The organism is Vulcanococcus limneticus LL (genome assembly GCF_002252705.1).
Classification (GTDB): domain Bacteria; phylum Cyanobacteriota; class Cyanobacteriia; order PCC-6307; family Cyanobiaceae; genus Vulcanococcus; species Vulcanococcus limneticus.
Genome location: NZ_NQLA01000010.1, coordinates 36,175 through 51,207, shown reverse-complemented (window position 1 = coordinate 51,207; position 15,033 = coordinate 36,175). Strand labels below are relative to the sequence as shown.

11 protein-coding genes are annotated in these 15,033 nt (G+C 71.2%); 8 read left to right on the top strand and 3 right to left on the bottom strand.

Going from position 1 to position 15,033, the window contains the following annotated elements; genetic code table 11:
* Window positions 1–299 precede the first annotated feature (299 nt).
* The 4 genes from dnaN (at window position 300) to purF (ending at window position 6,555) form a co-directional block, all read left to right on the top strand.
* Complete coding sequence (gene dnaN / locus CJZ98_RS06675) at window positions 300–1,430, top strand: DNA polymerase III subunit beta (protein ID WP_094589661.1); 1,131 nt, start codon at window positions 300–302, stop codon at window positions 1,428–1,430.
* Between the two features lie 4 nt (window positions 1,431–1,434).
* Window positions 1,435–2,409, top strand: a complete 975-nt coding sequence (locus CJZ98_RS06670; protein ID WP_232756279.1) for an RNA methyltransferase — start codon at window positions 1,435–1,437, stop codon at window positions 2,407–2,409.
* A gap of 157 nt (window positions 2,410–2,566) precedes the next feature.
* Window positions 2,567–4,990 carry a phosphoribosylformylglycinamidine synthase subunit PurL gene (gene purL, locus CJZ98_RS06665; RefSeq protein WP_094589659.1) on the top strand — a complete coding sequence of 808 codons (2,424 nt, stop codon included), beginning with the start codon at window positions 2,567–2,569 and terminating at the stop codon, window positions 4,988–4,990.
* Window positions 4,991–5,034: 44 nt separating this feature from the next.
* Window positions 5,035–6,555: an amidophosphoribosyltransferase gene (gene purF, locus CJZ98_RS06660; protein WP_390625496.1), complete on the top strand. Its 1,521-nt coding sequence runs from the start codon at window positions 5,035–5,037 to the stop codon at window positions 6,553–6,555.
* 51 nt (window positions 6,556–6,606) lie between these two features.
* Here the strand turns inward: purF and CJZ98_RS06655 are convergent, their stop codons facing one another.
* The 3 genes from CJZ98_RS06655 to queG all read right to left on the bottom strand — a co-directional run bounded on the left by CJZ98_RS06655 (window position 6,607) and on the right by queG (window position 11,118).
* The gene (locus CJZ98_RS06655; protein WP_094589655.1) at window positions 6,607–9,117 is read right to left on the bottom strand and encodes a DNA gyrase/topoisomerase IV subunit A; all 2,511 of its coding nucleotides are present in this window, start codon (window positions 9,115–9,117) and stop codon (window positions 6,607–6,609) included.
* Between the two features lie 94 nt (window positions 9,118–9,211).
* The gene (locus CJZ98_RS06650; RefSeq protein WP_094589653.1) at window positions 9,212–10,108 is read right to left on the bottom strand and encodes a tetratricopeptide repeat protein; all 897 of its coding nucleotides are present in this window, start codon (window positions 10,106–10,108) and stop codon (window positions 9,212–9,214) included.
* 26 nt (window positions 10,109–10,134) lie between these two features.
* Window positions 10,135–11,118, bottom strand: coding sequence for a tRNA epoxyqueuosine(34) reductase QueG (gene queG / locus CJZ98_RS06645; protein WP_094589651.1), 984 nt, complete (start codon window positions 11,116–11,118; stop codon window positions 10,135–10,137).
* 31 nt (window positions 11,119–11,149) lie between these two features.
* Between queG and CJZ98_RS06640 the strand changes: the two genes are divergently transcribed.
* The 4 genes from CJZ98_RS06640 to ftsY all read left to right on the top strand — a co-directional run bounded on the left by CJZ98_RS06640 (window position 11,150) and on the right by ftsY (window position 14,972).
* The gene (locus CJZ98_RS06640; protein ID WP_232756277.1) at window positions 11,150–11,800 is read left to right on the top strand and encodes an HpsJ family protein; all 651 of its coding nucleotides are present in this window, start codon (window positions 11,150–11,152) and stop codon (window positions 11,798–11,800) included.
* Window positions 11,801–11,881: 81 nt separating this feature from the next.
* The gene (locus CJZ98_RS06635) at window positions 11,882–12,631 is read left to right on the top strand and encodes a DUF502 domain-containing protein (RefSeq protein WP_094589649.1); all 750 of its coding nucleotides are present in this window, start codon (window positions 11,882–11,884) and stop codon (window positions 12,629–12,631) included.
* On the top strand, window positions 12,631–13,248 hold the full coding sequence (gene nusB, locus CJZ98_RS06630; RefSeq protein ID WP_094589647.1) for a transcription antitermination factor NusB: 618 nt from the start codon (window positions 12,631–12,633) through the stop codon (window positions 13,246–13,248). The genes CJZ98_RS06635 and nusB overlap by 1 nt, the downstream gene beginning before the upstream one ends.
* Before the next feature lie 8 nt (window positions 13,249–13,256).
* Window positions 13,257–14,972, top strand: coding sequence for a signal recognition particle-docking protein FtsY (gene ftsY / locus CJZ98_RS06625; protein WP_094589645.1), 1,716 nt, complete (start codon window positions 13,257–13,259; stop codon window positions 14,970–14,972).
* Window positions 14,973–15,033 lie beyond the last annotated feature (61 nt).

Sequence of the window (15,033 nt, the reverse complement as noted above, 5' to 3'; positions counted from 1 at the left end):
CGTGGCGGCAAAACCTGGACGACTTTTCCCCAGGGCCGGGAAACGGTGGAAATCGCAGGGCACTCCCGGAACTCAAAACCAGATTCCCCAGCCTGGGGGAAGTGAATCTCCTGTGATAGCAAAGGGTTTGGAGCGTTCTTCTGGTTTTCCGCAGTCCCTACGGCTGCTGGGTTGTCTTCTTTTCTTGGAAGATTTCAATCCGTTGGACAGTCGGGCAGTAGGTCGCGGGGATCCGGCCCACCAGGCCCGTTGCGGATCGGGACGCCTTGTGGAACCGTGGAGGGCCCCCATGCCGCGCCATGAAGCTGGTCTGCTCCCAGGCCGAACTCAATGCCAGCCTTCAGCTGGTGAGCCGGGCCGTGGCGGGCCGCCCCACCCATCCGGTTCTGGCCAACGTGCTGCTCACCGCCGATGCCGGCACCGGCCGTCTGAGTCTCACGGGGTTTGACCTGAGCCTCGGCATCCAGACGAGCCTGCCCGCCTCAGTGCAGAGCAGTGGCGCCATTACCCTGCCGGCCCGGCTGTTCGGCGAGATCGTGGCGCGTCTCTCCGCCGATAGCCCGATCACCCTCAGCTGCGAGGAGGGCAGCGAGCAGGTGGAACTCACCAGCCAGTCGGGCAGCTACCAGATGCGGGGCATGCCCGCCGACGACTTCCCCGAGCTGCCCCTGGTGCAGAGCGGCACCCCGATCCGCCTTGATCCCGAGGTCTTGGTCAAGGGCCTGCGGGCCACCCTGTTCGCCAGCAGCAGCGACGAGGCCAAGCAGCTGCTCACCGGCGTGCATCTGGGCCTCGATGAGCAGGGGCTGGAGTGCGCCGCCACCGATGGCCACCGCCTGGCCGTGCTGCGCCTCGAGAACACCACCCCCGGCACGGGCCTGATGGATGTGACGGTGCCGGCCCGCTCGCTGCGGGAGCTGGAGCGGCTGCTCTCGGCCCGCGGTGGCGGCGATCCGGTGAGCCTGTTCTGCGACCGGGGCCAGGTGGTGTTCCTCTGGGCCGACCAGGTGCTCACCAGCCGCAGCCTCGATGGCACCTATCCCAACTACCGGCAGCTGATTCCGGAGAGCTTCGCCCGCTCGCTGGTGGTGGACCGCCGCGCCCTGGTATCGGCCCTGGAGCGGGTGGCGGTGCTGGCCGATCAGCACAACAACGTGGTGAAGATCACCAGCGATCCGGTGGCGGGCCAGCTGCAGATCAGCGCCGACGCCCAGGACGTGGGCAGCGGCTCGGAGGCCGTGGCCGCCGAGGTGAGCGGCGATGCGATCCAGATCGCCTTCAACGTGCGCTACGTGCTCGAGGGCCTCAAGGCCATCGCCGCCGAGCGGGTGGAGCTGCGCTGCAACGCCCCCACCACCCCCGTGGTGCTCTCCCCCCAGGACGACGGCGGCTTCACCTATCTGGTGATGCCGGTGCAGATCCGCAGCTGAGCCGGTGCCCCTGCCAGAACAGCTGCTGCTGAGCGACCTGCTGCGCCGCCACGTGCGCGACGCCCAGGGTCTGGATCACGGCGCCGGCGTGATCGCCTGGATGCACCCTCCGGTGCACCGGCTGCTGGGCTGGATCAGCAAGCCCTCGGCCTTTGGCGATAGGCGCCTGGCCTGGCGGCTCAACCAGTTGCGGGGGCTGGCGGAACTGGAGCTGTTCGTGGAGGGCGAGCCCGCGATCACCGACCTGATGACGGTGGAGCGCCTGCCGACCCTGATCGAGGCGGCCCTGGTGGGCCGAGGCGGCGCCGTGCTCGGCAGCGTGGCCGATGCCGCCGTGGAGTTGCGCAGCGGCCGGATCCGCCACTACCTCGTGTCCCGCAGTGATCCCCGCCTGCCGGGCAGCAGCCGCTGGCGTCTGGCACCCGATCGCATCGTGGATCAGCAGCCCGGCCAGGTGATCACTGCCCTGCAGGGTCTCGACGACCTGCCCCTGGCCCGCGCCAGTGTGCGCCAGCAGTTCCTGCGCCGCTCCCGCCGCTGGCGGGACCAGGTGCAGGAGGAGACCGGCAAGCTGCGGGAGCAGTTCCAGCAGGCGGGCGATCGTTTCGAAGAGCGCCTGGAGGGCTGGCTGGAGGAGCCCCCCTGGGATGAGGGCGTCCAGGGGCCTGGCTGGGAGGAACGCGAGCCGGAGCGGGAGTTCGACCCGGAACCGGAGCCGCGGCGCCGGTCGGTATCGGGTGGCGATGCACAGGGGAACTGGCCGGCCCCCGAGCGTGAGCCGGAGTGGCGCCGCGAAGGTCCCCCGGCCGAGGCCTGGGATGGCGATGACTGGGGCCAGGAGGAGCCCGAACCTGAGGTCGAGGCGTGGGATCGCTCCTCCGATCCACCTGATGGCATTGAACCCCGCCGCTCCCGCTACGGCGGCGCCTTCCGTGATGGGCCGCCGCCCGCCACCCCCGACGACGACCCCTGGGTCTGAGGGAAGCTCCCGAACCTCCGGGCCCTGGTCACTGCAGATCTGGACTGCAGATCTGGACAGCCTGTACCCAGGCGCGCAGAGCGGTCGCCGGGGGCCGAGGCCCTACCCGCCCCGGTGAGTCGCTCGGCGAGACTGGAGACCTCCTGCCCAGCTCCCTGTGGTCGTAGCCCCACCCGAGTACTCCGTTCCTGAGGCCCTCAAGAAGGAGAACCTGCGCCAGGCCGACTACGACGAGATCTGCCGCCGCCTCGGCCGTGCCCCCAATCGCGCGGAGCTGGGCATGTTCGGGGTGATGTGGTCGGAGCACTGCTGCTACCGCAACTCCCGGCCATTGCTGCAGGGCTTCCCCACCACGGGCCCACGCATCCTGGTGGGCCCTGGCGAGAACGCCGGCGTGGTGGACCTGGGCGAGGGCCAGCGGCTGGCCTTCAAGATCGAGAGCCACAACCACCCCTCGGCGGTGGAGCCGTTCCAGGGGGCGGCCACGGGCGTGGGCGGCATCCTGCGCGACATCTTCACCATGGGCGCCCGGCCGATCGCCCTGCTCAACGCCCTGCGCTTTGGCCCGCTGGAGGACGAGCGCAATGTGGGCCTGATGGAGGGGGTGGTGGCGGGCATCGCCCACTACGGCAACTGTGTGGGCGTACCCACCGTGGGCGGTGAGGTGGCCTTCGACCCCAGCTATTCCGGCAACCCGCTGGTCAACGCCATGGCCCTGGGCCTGATGGAGACCGAGGCGATCGTCTGCTCGGGGGCCGAGGGTGTGGGCAATCCGGTGGTGTATGTGGGCAGCACCACCGGCCGCGACGGCATGGGCGGCGCCAGCTTCGCCTCGGCCGAGCTCACCGACGCCTCCCTCGATGACCGTCCCGCCGTGCAGGTGGGTGATCCCTTCCTGGAGAAGGGGCTGATCGAGGCCTGCCTCGATGCCTTCAAGAGTGGCGATGTGGTGGCCGCCCAGGACATGGGCGCCGCCGGCCTCACCTGCAGCTGCTCGGAGATGGCCGCCAAGGGAGGCCTCGGCATCGAGCTGGACCTCGACAAGGTGCCCGCCCGCGAGGCCGGCATGACCCCTTACGAGTTCCTGCTCTCGGAATCCCAGGAGCGGATGCTCTTTGTGGTGAAGCCCGGCCGCGAGCAGGCGCTGATGGAGCGCTTCACCCGCTGGGGCCTCCAGGCGGCGGTGGTGGGCCGCGTGCTGCAGGAGAACGTGGTGCGCGTGCTGCAGAACGGTGCCGTGGCCGCCGAGGTGCCCGCCAGCGCCCTCGCCGACGACACGCCGATCAACCGGCATGAGCTGCTCAGCGAGCCCCCGGCCGAGATTCAGGCCCACTGGCGCTGGCATGAGGCCGAACTGCCGGAGGCCAGCACCGCCGGCATCACGCCGGCGGCCGGCAGCTTCGCGGGCCAGCACCTCGGTTGGGGCCAGGTGCTCCGCGCCCTGCTCGACGACCCCACCATCGCCTCCAAGCGCTGGGTGTTCCGCCAGTACGACCACCAGGTGCAGGCCAACACCGTGCTCCCCCCCGGCGGTGGCGATGCGGCTGTGGTGCGGTTGCGGCCCCAGCTGGGCCAGGGTTCCCTGCAGGCCGCGACCCGTGGGGTGGCGGCGGTGGTCGACTGCCCCAACCGCTGGGTGGCCCTCGATCCCGAGCGCGGCAGCATGGCGGCCGTGGCGGAGGCCGCCCGCAACCTCAGCTGTGTCGGTGCCGAGCCCCTGGCCGTCACCGACAACCTCAACTTCCCCTCGCCCGAAACCCCCACCGGCTACTGGCAGCTGGCCCTGGCCTGCCGCGGCCTCTCGGCCGCCTGCAGCGCCCTCGACACCCCCGTCACCGGTGGCAACGTCTCCCTCTACAACGAGACCCGCCTGCCCGACGGAACGCTGCAGCCGATCCACCCCACCCCTGTGGTGGGCATGGTGGGCCTGGTCCACGACCTCAGCCAGGTGCGGGGCCTGGCCTGGCGTGATGCCGGGGACCTGATCTGGCTGCTGGGCACACCCCTGGAAACGGGCTCCGCTCCCGCAGGGGCTCATGCCTCCGCCACCGATGCATCGGATCCCCGCGTGGGCCTGGCCGGCAGCAGCTACCTGGAGCGCCTGCATGGCGCTGTGACCGGTCGTCCGCCGGAGATCGATCTGGCCCTGGAGAAGACCGTGCAGGCCTTCCTGCGCCAGGCCATCGCCACCGGCCTGGTGGCCTCCGCCCATGACCTCAGCGACGGTGGCCTGGCGGTCGCCGCGGCCGAGGCCAGCATCGCCTCGGGCCTGGGGGCCCACCTGGAGCTGCCGGCCAGCACGGCGCGCCTGGATCGGCTGCTGTTCGCCGAGGGTGGCGCCCGCATCCTGGTGAGCATCCCGCCGGCCCAGACCGCCGCCTGGCAGCAGGCCCTGGATCAGGCCGCGGCGGCCGGCAGCCCGGTGCCGGCCCAGTGCCTGGGGGTGGTGGAAGCCGACCCGGAACTCTCGATCACCCAGGCGGGCTCTCTGCTGTTGCGGGAAGGGCTGGAGCCCCTGTGCCAGGCCTTCGAGCAGGCCATTCCCCGCCGCATCGGCGCCGCCGTGCCCCCGACCCACTGAGGCACAATGACGAAGCGAACCTAAAGGTGGGATGGCCCGTGCCGATCGACCAGCCTGACCAGCCCGCCCAGGTCCCGTCCGCTGCAAAGGCAGCCAGCCCCACGGCCAGTCCGGAGCGCCCCGACAAACCCGAGGAGGCCTGCGGCGTCTTCGCTGTTCTGGCGCCGGATCAGCCGGTGGCGAACCTCACCTACTTCGGCCTCTACGCCCTGCAGCACCGTGGCCAGGAGTCGGCGGGGATCGCCGTCTTCGACGACGGCCAGGTGCGCCTTCACAAGGACATGGGCCTGGTGAGTCAGGTGTTCGACCAGGACGTGCTGGAGCGCATGCCCGGCAGCCTGGCCATCGGCCATAACCGCTATTCCACCACCGGCAGCAGCCGCGCCTGCAATGCCCAGCCCGTGGTGCTGATGACCCGCCAGGGCCCCTTTGCCCTGGCCCACAACGGCAACCTGGTGAACGCCGGCGAACTGCGCGAGGCCATCGCCGCCGACACTCCCGAAGCCGAGTTCACCTCCACCACCGACTCCGAGCTGATCGCCTTCGCGCTGCAGCACGCCGTGAATGGGGGGCTCGACTGGGATGCCGCGATCCGTGAGGCAGCCGGCCGCTGCCGCGGTGCCTTCAGCCTGGTGATCGGCACCCCTGAGGGCCTCTATGCCCTGCGGGACGGCCACGGCATCCGGCCCCTGGTGTTCGGCCACATGGGCGAGCAGGCCGAGGCCCAGTGGGTGGCCAGCAGCGAGACCTGCGGCCTCGACATCATCGGCGCCAGCTACGACGGTGATGTGAACCCCGGCGAACTCATCCACTTCCGCCAGGGCGATCCCACCCCCCACCGCGAGCAGTGGTGCAGCGAACCCGCCAAGTTGTGCGTGTTCGAGATGATCTACTTCGCCCGGCCAGACAGCCGCTTCTTCGGCGAGTCGCTCTACAGCTACCGGGTGCGGATCGGTGAGGCCCTGGCCCGCGAAACCCCCGTGGAGGCCGACATCGTGATCGGCGTGCCCGATTCCGGCATCCCGGCGGCCATCGGCTACTCCCAGCTCAGCGGCATCCCCTTCGGCGATGGCCTGATCAAGAACCGCTACGTGGGCCGTACCTTCATCCAGCCCACCCAGGCCATGCGCGAGGCGGGCATCCGCGTGAAGCTCAATCCGCTTCCGGATGTGCTGGCCGGCAAGCGGGTGGTGGTGATCGATGATTCAATCGTGCGCGGCACCACCAGCCGCAAGCTGGTGGCGGCCCTGCGCGAGGCCGGTGCCACCGAGGTGCACATGCGGATCAGTTCGCCGCCCGTCACCCACCCCTGCTTCTACGGCATCGACACCGACACCCAGGACCAGCTGATCGCTGCCCGGCTCACCCTTGAGGAGATTGCCGCTCACCTGGGCGTCGATTCGCTGGCCTACCTGAGCAAGCAGGGAATGGTGGAGGCCGCCCAGGCCAATGCCAGCCACTTCTGCACGGCCTGCTTCGACGGTGCCTATCCGATCGCCATGGAGGAATCGCTGCGCAACAGCAAGCTGATGCTGGAGCCGGCAGGTATTGCCGCCACGGTCTGATTGACCCGGCTCTGATCCAGGCGGTCGGAGTCGCAGGCTGGCGGCCCGCCCTCAGACCGCCTGGATCAGGGGCACCAGTTCCTTCACCGTGTCCGTGGCCTTGAGGGCAAGCAGCTGGCCGGTGCCCGTGGCGTCCTCGGCCGGGAGCTGATCGCTCGCCAGGCGCATGCTGCGGCCATCGCCGAGCACGGCCCCCAGTACAGCCGCCTCGCCGCCCTGCAGGTCAACCAGGGCATCGCCGCGCTCCCGGAAGCGCAGGCCGATCTGGCCCAGGTCGCCCCGTTCGCAGGGCCGCAGGCCCGCGATCGCCAGGCGCTTGAGCTGGCCCAGGCGGCTGGCCAGCAGCACGCTGGCGCCCTCGCCGGCGCAGGCGGCCCCCACCACGGCCTCCCCCGGCAGCAGCCGCATCAGCATCGGTCCCTGGGCGGTGCGGCCCATCACCGGCAGGTTGGCCTCGGTGACCTCCAGGCGCAGCATCCGGCCGGTGCTGCTGGCCACCACCAGCTCCTCACCGTCCCGGCAGACCACCACCCGCCGCAGATTCACGCCCTCCTTGAGCTTGAGCACGGTGGCGGCCCGGCCCGAGAGCTCTTGAAACTCCTCCAGGGGCAGCCGCTTGAAACGCCCATCGCTGCTGAGCAGGCCCAGGCTCACATCTGACGCAGCCCCACTGCCACCCGAGCCGGCCCCCGGCAGGGGCAGAACCTGCACCACTGGATCGCCGCTGATGCCATCGGGCAGGAACTTCTCCAGATGGCCCGGCTGCTGGCCGGCGAATTCCCAGCGCAACAGCGCCACCCGGCCGCTGGCGGTGAAGGCCAGCAGCGCCGGCTGTTGAGCCACCGGCAGGATCAGTCGCGCCGGCGACGGATGCTCGCCCGCGTCGGCGGCCTCCTCCAGGTGCAGCCGCCCGAGCAGCTGCGGCCCCACGATCTTCACGGCGCCATCGGCCTGGATCAGCAGGCGGCCGTCGCTGGCCAGTCCCTCCAGGGCCCGCCGGCGCTGCAGTTCGGCGTTGGGGCGCACGGCCGCGCTGCGCTGGGCCACCAGCTCGTCGCCGCCCTGCACCAGCCGGGTGCGGCGAGGCGTGGCGTAGCGCTTCTTGAGGGCCTTGAGTTCCCCCACCATCGCGTCCAGCAGCGCCGGCCGCTCCTCCAGCAGGTGACGCAGTTGACCCCGCTCCAGCCGCAGGTCATCAGCCTCCTTGCGCAGGCTCTCCTGCTCCAGGCCGGTGAGGCGACGGAGCGGCATGGCCAGCACGGCATCGGCCTGGCGCTCGCTCAGATCCAGGTGCACCTGCAGGCTGGCCCGGGCGGCGCTGGCGTCGGGGGCGGCGGTGATCATGTCGATCACCTGGCGCAGGGAGCCCAGGGCCTTGGTCAGGCCCTCCACCACCTCCAGCCGGTCCTCGGCCCGCTTGAGGGCGTGGCGGGTGCGGCGGATGATCGTCAGTTCCCTGTACTCCAGGAACTGCAGCAGCAGCTCCCGCAGGCTCAGCTGCACCGGCTTGCCGTGCACCAGGGCCAGCAGGATCGCGCCGTAGTTGCTCTGCAGGGCAGTGCGGCGCTGCAGTTCCGCCAGCACCTTCTCGGGGTCGGCGTCGCGGCGCAGTTCCACCACCACCCGCATGCCCTCTCGATCCGACTCGTCGCGGATGTCGGCGATGCCGGTGATCTTGCCGTCGTTCACCTGCTCCGCCAGCTTCTCGATCCAGCCCGCCTTGCTGAGCTGGTAGGGCAGCTCGGTGATCACCACGGCGCCGCGGCGGTGGCGGCCCTTGCCTGGCTGCACCTCCTCAATGTGGGCCACGCCCCGCATTGGAATGCTGCCCCGGCCGCCCAGGTAGGTGTCGCGCAGGCCACTGCCGAGCAGCACCTCGCCGCCGGTGGGGAAGTCCGGGCCGGGCACCAGCTCCAGCAGCTTCTCGTTGCTCAGCTCGGGCTTGCGGATCAGGGCGATCAGGGCATCCACCACTTCGCCCAGGTTGTGGGGCGGGATGTTGGTGGCCATCCCCACGGCGATCCCGGTGCAGCCGTTCAGCAGCAGGAAGGGCAGCTGGGCCGGCAGCACCGTGGGCTCCTGCTGGGAGCCATCGAAGTTGGGGGCGAAGTCAACGGTGTCGGCGCCGATCTCATCCAGCATCGCCGTGTGGGCGATCGGCGCCAGCCGCGTCTCCGTGTAGCGCATGGCCGCCGGCGGATCGTCGTCCACCGAGCCGAAGTTGCCGTGGCCGTCCAGCAGGGGGTGGCGGCTGGAGAAGGTCTGCACCAGCCGCACCAGGGCGTCGTACACGGCCTGATCGCCGTGGGGGTGGTACTTGCCGAGCACGTCGCCCACAACGCGGGCGCACTTGCGGTAGGGCCGATCCGGGGTGAGCCCCAGCTCGTGCATCGCGAACAGGATGCGCCGCTGCACCGGCTTGAGGCCGTCGCGCACGTCGGGCAGGGCCCGGCCCACGATCACGCTCATGGCGTACTCGAGGTACGACCGCTGCATCTCCTGGTGCAGGGCGATCGGTTCGATCGACTTGCCGATCGATTCCTCGGGGCGCTCCTCGGCCATCCGGTGCTGGGCTCTGGGGGCGGAACGTGGCGCTCAGCCTACAGATCCTGTCCAGGCCAACCCGGTGACGGCGGCGCTGCTCGAGTCCGCTGGGCTAGGAGCCCTCGTCGTCATTGCTGCTGGCCCCGGCGTTGGCCTGGGCCCGCTCCACCGCCGTCTTCAGTTCGGCGCGGCCCAGCAGGGTGCGGGTGGCCGAGCGCAGCCGATCGCCCCACAGCTGTTCCTTTTGGTAGCTATCGAGCACGTAGTTGGGCTCCGCCGCCAGGGCGGTGTTGGCCAGCTCGATCGCCTCCGGACTGCCGGACTTGCTGGCATTGAGGGCGGCGGCCAGGGCCAGCCTGGGCTCGGCCGCATCGGCCTTGATCGCCAGAACCCGCCGCCAGCGCTGGATGGCCTCGCTCTCCTTGCCCTGCTCGAACAGCACCAGCGCCTGGTTGTTGATCGACTCCCAGAAGTCCTTGCGCAGGGTGGCTGCCCGTTCGAAGGCCTCCAGTGCGGCGGTGCGGTTGCCCATCAGGATCTGGGCGTTGCCGAGGTCGAAGTAGCCGCTGGCGTTCTTCGGGTCGAGCTTGAGGCCCTGGCGGATCAGTCCGCTGGCCTCCTTGGGTTTGCCGTCCCGCAGGGCCAGGGAGCCCTCGGCAAACCAGATGCCCGGGTTCTTGGGATCCAGCTGCTTGGCCCGGGCCAGCGCCACGCCCGCCTTCTGGATCTGGTTGCTGCGCAGCTGGGATTCGGCCAGCAGCACCCAGCCGCGGGGATCCTGGGGCAGCAGCTGCACGGTCAGGGCCGCCAGCCGGGCGGCATCTTCCGCCTGGCCCAGCCTCAAGAGCCGGGCGGCCGCCTGGGCGATGCCCAGCCCCGCGGCCTCCAGGTCCCGGTTGCCGGGCACCAGCACGTAGGGCACCAGGGCCTGGGCGGGCCGCGGGACCGCCAGCAGCGCCCCAATCACCAGGGGGGCCGCCGCCAGGGACCTCAACCAACGCGGTGCCATCGCGGCCGTTCGTTCCAGCTCCCAGCCTAGGGAGCCTCCGCCGGGCCGTCCCTGGGCTGTGGGCCAGCGCTGGCCGCGCCCTGGGCCGCGGCGATGTTGCGGCGCCACATCCAGGGTTTGATCCGGCGCAGGGCCGAGGCCCGCAGCATCTCGTCCCAGTCGGCGTCGCTCCAGGCCAGCGCCTGTTCGGGCCTGAGGTCCAGCCACCAGGGCCGTGGCTGCACGTCCGGGTCGGTGCTGCTGGCCAGGGCCTGCTGGTTCCAGGGGCACACGTCCTGGCAGATGTCGCAGCCGGCCACCCAGGGCCCCAGGGCGGCCGCGATCGCCGGCGGCAGCGCCGGCTCGCGGTTCTCGATCGTGTGGAAGGCCAGGCAGCGGCGGGCATCCACCACGAAAGGCTCGGCGATGGCGCCGGTGGGGCAGGCGTCCAGGCAGGCGCTGCAGGCGCCGCAGTGGGGCGTGGCCGGCGCGTCGGCCGCCAGCTCCTGGCTGGTGAGCAGGTGGCCGAGCAGCAGCCAGGAGCCGCGCTCGCGGTGGATCAGGTTGCCGTGCTTGCCGATCCAACCCAGGCCCGCCTCCTCCGCCCAGGCCTTGTCCAGCAGCGGGGCGCTGTCCACGCAGGCCCGCCAGCGCACCCCCGGCACCTGGTGCTCCAGCCAGCGGCCCAGCTGGCGCAGGCGGCCGTCGATCACCCGGTGGTAGTCGCGCCCCCAGCCGTAGCGGGCCACCGCCAGGCTGCCCGGCGCCCGTTCGGCGGCCACGTAATAGGAGAGGCCCACGGCCACCAGGCTGCGCACCCCCGGCAGCAGCTGCTCCACCTGGCGGCGGCGCGGGTCCGCCATCCAGGCCATGTCGGCCTGGTGGCCCGCCGCCAGCCAGCGCTCCAGGGCGGCCGTGCGCAGGGCCAGCCGCGGGCCGCCGGGCACCGCGGCGATGCCCACCGGATCGAAGCCCAGCCGCGCCGCCTCTTGCCGGATTGCTTCCGCGAGTTGGGCAGGTCCGGCGGCCACCCGTACAGTTGCGCGATTGCGCCATCCTGCTGTGACCACCGCCCCCACCGGCCGATTCGGCACTCTGTCGCGCTGGCTGGGCCTCACCCTGGTGGTGCTTCTGGCCCTGCAGCTGCTGGCGGTGCTGGCCGTCAATGGCTGGGGCGAGGAGGCCTTCCGCCAGCTGCTGGTGGAGCGGCTGGTGACCCAGGCTCCGATGGCGCTGGTGGGACTGCTGCTGGTGCTGGTCGGCGCCCGCCTCGACGAGCCCAAGGCCGGTCGCACGCCCCTGAAATGGGTGGTGGCGGTGATCGGCGCCGTGCTGGCCCTGGCCCTGCTGGCGGCGATTCCGGTTTCGATCAGCGGTGACACCGCCATCAGCCTCAAGGCCGACCAGGCCCTGCAGGCCCAGAAGGGCCAGGTGGCGATGGCCCGGGCCCAGCTCAGCAACCCCCAGGTGCTGGAGCAGGTGATCGCCCAGGGTGAGCAGACCGGCCAGATTCCTCCCAATGCCTCCGAAGAGGAGAAGCGGAAGGCAGCCACCGCCTTCATGGAGCGCCAGCTCGGCCAGGCCGACCAGCAGATCCAGCAGGCCGAGCGGGCCCGCGATCTGGCCACCAACCAGCGCCGCATCGGTGGCACCGGCACCGCCGTGGTGCTGGCCATCGCCTTCACCCTGGTGACCCTGGCGGCGCTGCTCTGAATCCGGACGCGCCGCGGGTCGGCACCGACGGCTGGCTAAGTTGCGAGGTGGTTTCTGCAGACCGGAGAGCCGGGCCCCCCGTTGGTGCAATCCAGTCCCAGACCTGACCAGCCGCTGGGCGACCGGCTCCAGCAGGACCTCAAGAACGACCTGATCGCCGGCCTGCTGGTGGTGATCCCGCTGGCCACCACCATCTGGCTGGCCACCACGGTGAGCCGCTTCGTGCTGGCGTTCCTCACTTCGGTTCCCAAGCAGTTCAACCCGTTCAACACCCTCAATCCGCTCCTCCAGGAGCTGATCAACCTGGGGGTGGGTCTGCTGGTGCCGCTGCTGGCGATCCTGCTGATCGGCCTGATGGCCCGCAACATCGTGGGCCGCTGGCTGCTGGAGTTCGGCGAGGGCACGCTGCAGCGCATCCCCCTGGCCGGGTCCGTCTACAAGACCCTCAAGCAGCTGCTGGAAACGGTGCTGCGCGACAACTCCACCCGCTTCCGCCGGGTGGTGCTGGTGGAGTACCCCCGCGAGGGCCTCTTTGCCCTCGGTTTCGTCACGGGTGTCCTGGGCAGCTCCATCGCCGGCGGCTTCGACCAGCCGATGCTGAGCGTGTTCATCCCCACGGCGCCCAACCCCACCACCGGCTGGTACGCGGTGGTGCCCGAGACGTCGGTTCGGGACCTGGACATCTCGGTGGAGGATGCCTTCCGCACGATCATCTCCGCCGGCATCGTCAACCCCGACGAGCGCGAAGCTCCCTCCAGCCGCAGCTTCTCCAGCCTGCTGGCCCAGCTGCGGGCGCCGGCCTATTCCTCGATTCCCCCCAACAAGGCCTGATGCAGAGCCGCTCCATCGCCCGTGAACTGGCCCTGCTGCTGCTTGGCCAGATCAGCGACCGCCAGCCCGCCGCCGACACCGGCCTCGATGCCCTGCTGCAGCAGGCCCAGGCCACCCTCAGCCAACACGTGCGTGAGGCCCTCGACCAGGCCGCGTCCGACCTGCAGGCCGCCCAGCAGCAGCTGCTCGACAGCGAGCTGCAGGAGGAGGGCGCCGAGCAGCTGCCGCGGGTGCGCCAGCACCTGCAGGAGGGCCTGGCCCATGCCGAGCAGGGCCTCAACCGCCTCTCGGCCAGCCTGGAGCTGCCGCGGCTGCTGATGCTCGCCGACCAGGACGAGGTGCGCCGCGGCGCCCTGGATCGTGCCCGCGCCGTGCTCCGTCAGCGCGAGGCCCTGGATGCCCGCCTCGACGGCGTGATGGAGGGCTGGCGCCTCACCCGTCTGCCCCGCATCGACCGCGACATCCTGCGCCTGGCCGCCATCGACATCGAGGAGTTCCGGACCCCGCCGGCGGTGGCCTGCAACGAGGCGGTGGAACTGGCCAACCGCTACAGCGACGAGCAGGGCCGGCGCATGATCAACGGCGTCCTGCGCCGCTTCACCAGCGCCGCCAGCTGAGGGTCGCCATGGTGTTCGACTGGTTCAAACGCAAGCTGGCCCCCGAGAGCCAGCCGGATCCCCAGCCGGAACCAGCTGCGCAGCCGCCGGCCGCTGAGGAGGCGTCCGCCGGCTTGGCCCCCGCGCCTGCCGAGCCGGACCAGCCCTCCGAGCCGGCGCCGGCGCCCGAGCCCTCGCCCAGCAGTCCAGAGCCCAGCAGCCCCGGCGTCGATCAGGACGCCCTGGAGTGGGCCCGCCAGGCCTATGCCCGCCTCAAGGCCCAGCAGGAGGCGGCCCGCCAGCAGGAGGCTGCCGGGCCCCAGGTTGCCGCCGCACCGGTGCCGGCCCCTGCCCCCGAGCCCGCGTCGCCTGCGCCGACCGCAGGTCTCCTGAGCGAACCCGCTCCGGCTGTTCCTGATCGCTCCGAGTCCGTTCTCCAAGCCGGGTCTGAGCCCTCCGTGTCGGCGGCCGACGCTGCCCCCGCACCAGCGCCACAACCCCCCGCCCCTGACGCGGTCCAGGTCTCTCCAGCTCCTGCCACTGGCTCGACCCCCGTCCCCGCCGCTCCCTCCAGCGGTCTGTCGCTGTTGGAGCTGGCTGCGGCCCAGCGCGAGCAGCGCCAGGCCGAGCTGCTGGAGCGGGCGATCGAGGCACCCCCGCCGGCTCCCGCTCCCCCCACCGCTGCGGTCGTGTCCCCCGGGGCTCCGGCTGTCGTTGAGGCCGAACCCCAGCTGGGCGCCTTCGATGCCGACTTCACCTGGTCGGCCGAGGTGCTTGCCGCCCAGGGCCGCCAGCTCGACGACATCTCCCTGGAGGAGATCGACTGGCTGGGCAGGCTTCGCCGCGGCCTGGAGAAGACCCGGCGCGGCTTCGTCACCCAGATCCTCGAGAGCCTGGGCGACGATCCCCTCACCCCCGAGATCCTCGACGACCTCGAAACCCTGCTGCTGCGCGCCGACGTCGGTGTCCAGGCCACCGACCACGTGCTGGGAGCCCTGCGCAAGCGTCTCAATGAGGAGGTGGTCGATCCGGCCGAGGGCATCCGCTTCCTCAAGCAGCAGCTGCAGGGTCTGCTGGAGGGTCCGATCCAGGCCAGCGGCAGTCCGCTGCTGGCGCCTGAGCGGGGCCGTCTGAATGTCTGGCTGCTGGTGGGTGTCAACGGCGTCGGCAAGACCACCACCCTCGGCAAGCTGGCCAACCTGGCGATCCGCAGCGGCTACACCTGTCTGATCGCCGCGGCCGATACCTTCCGCGCCGCCGCCGTGCGCCAGGTGGAGGTCTGGGGTGAGCGCAGCGGTGTGCCGGTAATCTCCAACCCCTCCGCCAACGCCGATCCGGCCGCCGTGGTGTTTGACGCCATCGGAGCCGCCAAGGCGAAGGGCACCGACCTGGTGCTGGTGGACACCGCCGGGCGGCTGCAGACCAAGCACAACCTGATGGAGGAGCTCGCCAAGGTGCGGCGCATCGTCGACAAGCTGGCGCCCGAGGCGGCGGTGCAGTCGTTGCTGGTGCTTGATGCCAGCCAGGGTCAGAACGGCCTCAAACAGGCGATGGCCTTTGCCAAGGCGGCTGGCCTCACCGGCGTGGTGCTCACCAAACTCGACGGCAGTGCCCGCGGCGGCGTCGCCCTGGCGGTGGCCTCCGAGGCCGCCCTGCCGATCCGCTTCATCGGCGCCGGCGAGGGCATCCGCGACCTGCGCCCCTTCAACAGCTTCGAGTTCGTCGAAGCCCTGCTGGCCTCCTGAACGCGCCGCGGGCAACGGGCCGCTGGCCCCGTTGCCCGTTCCCCCGCTCCTCCCACATCCA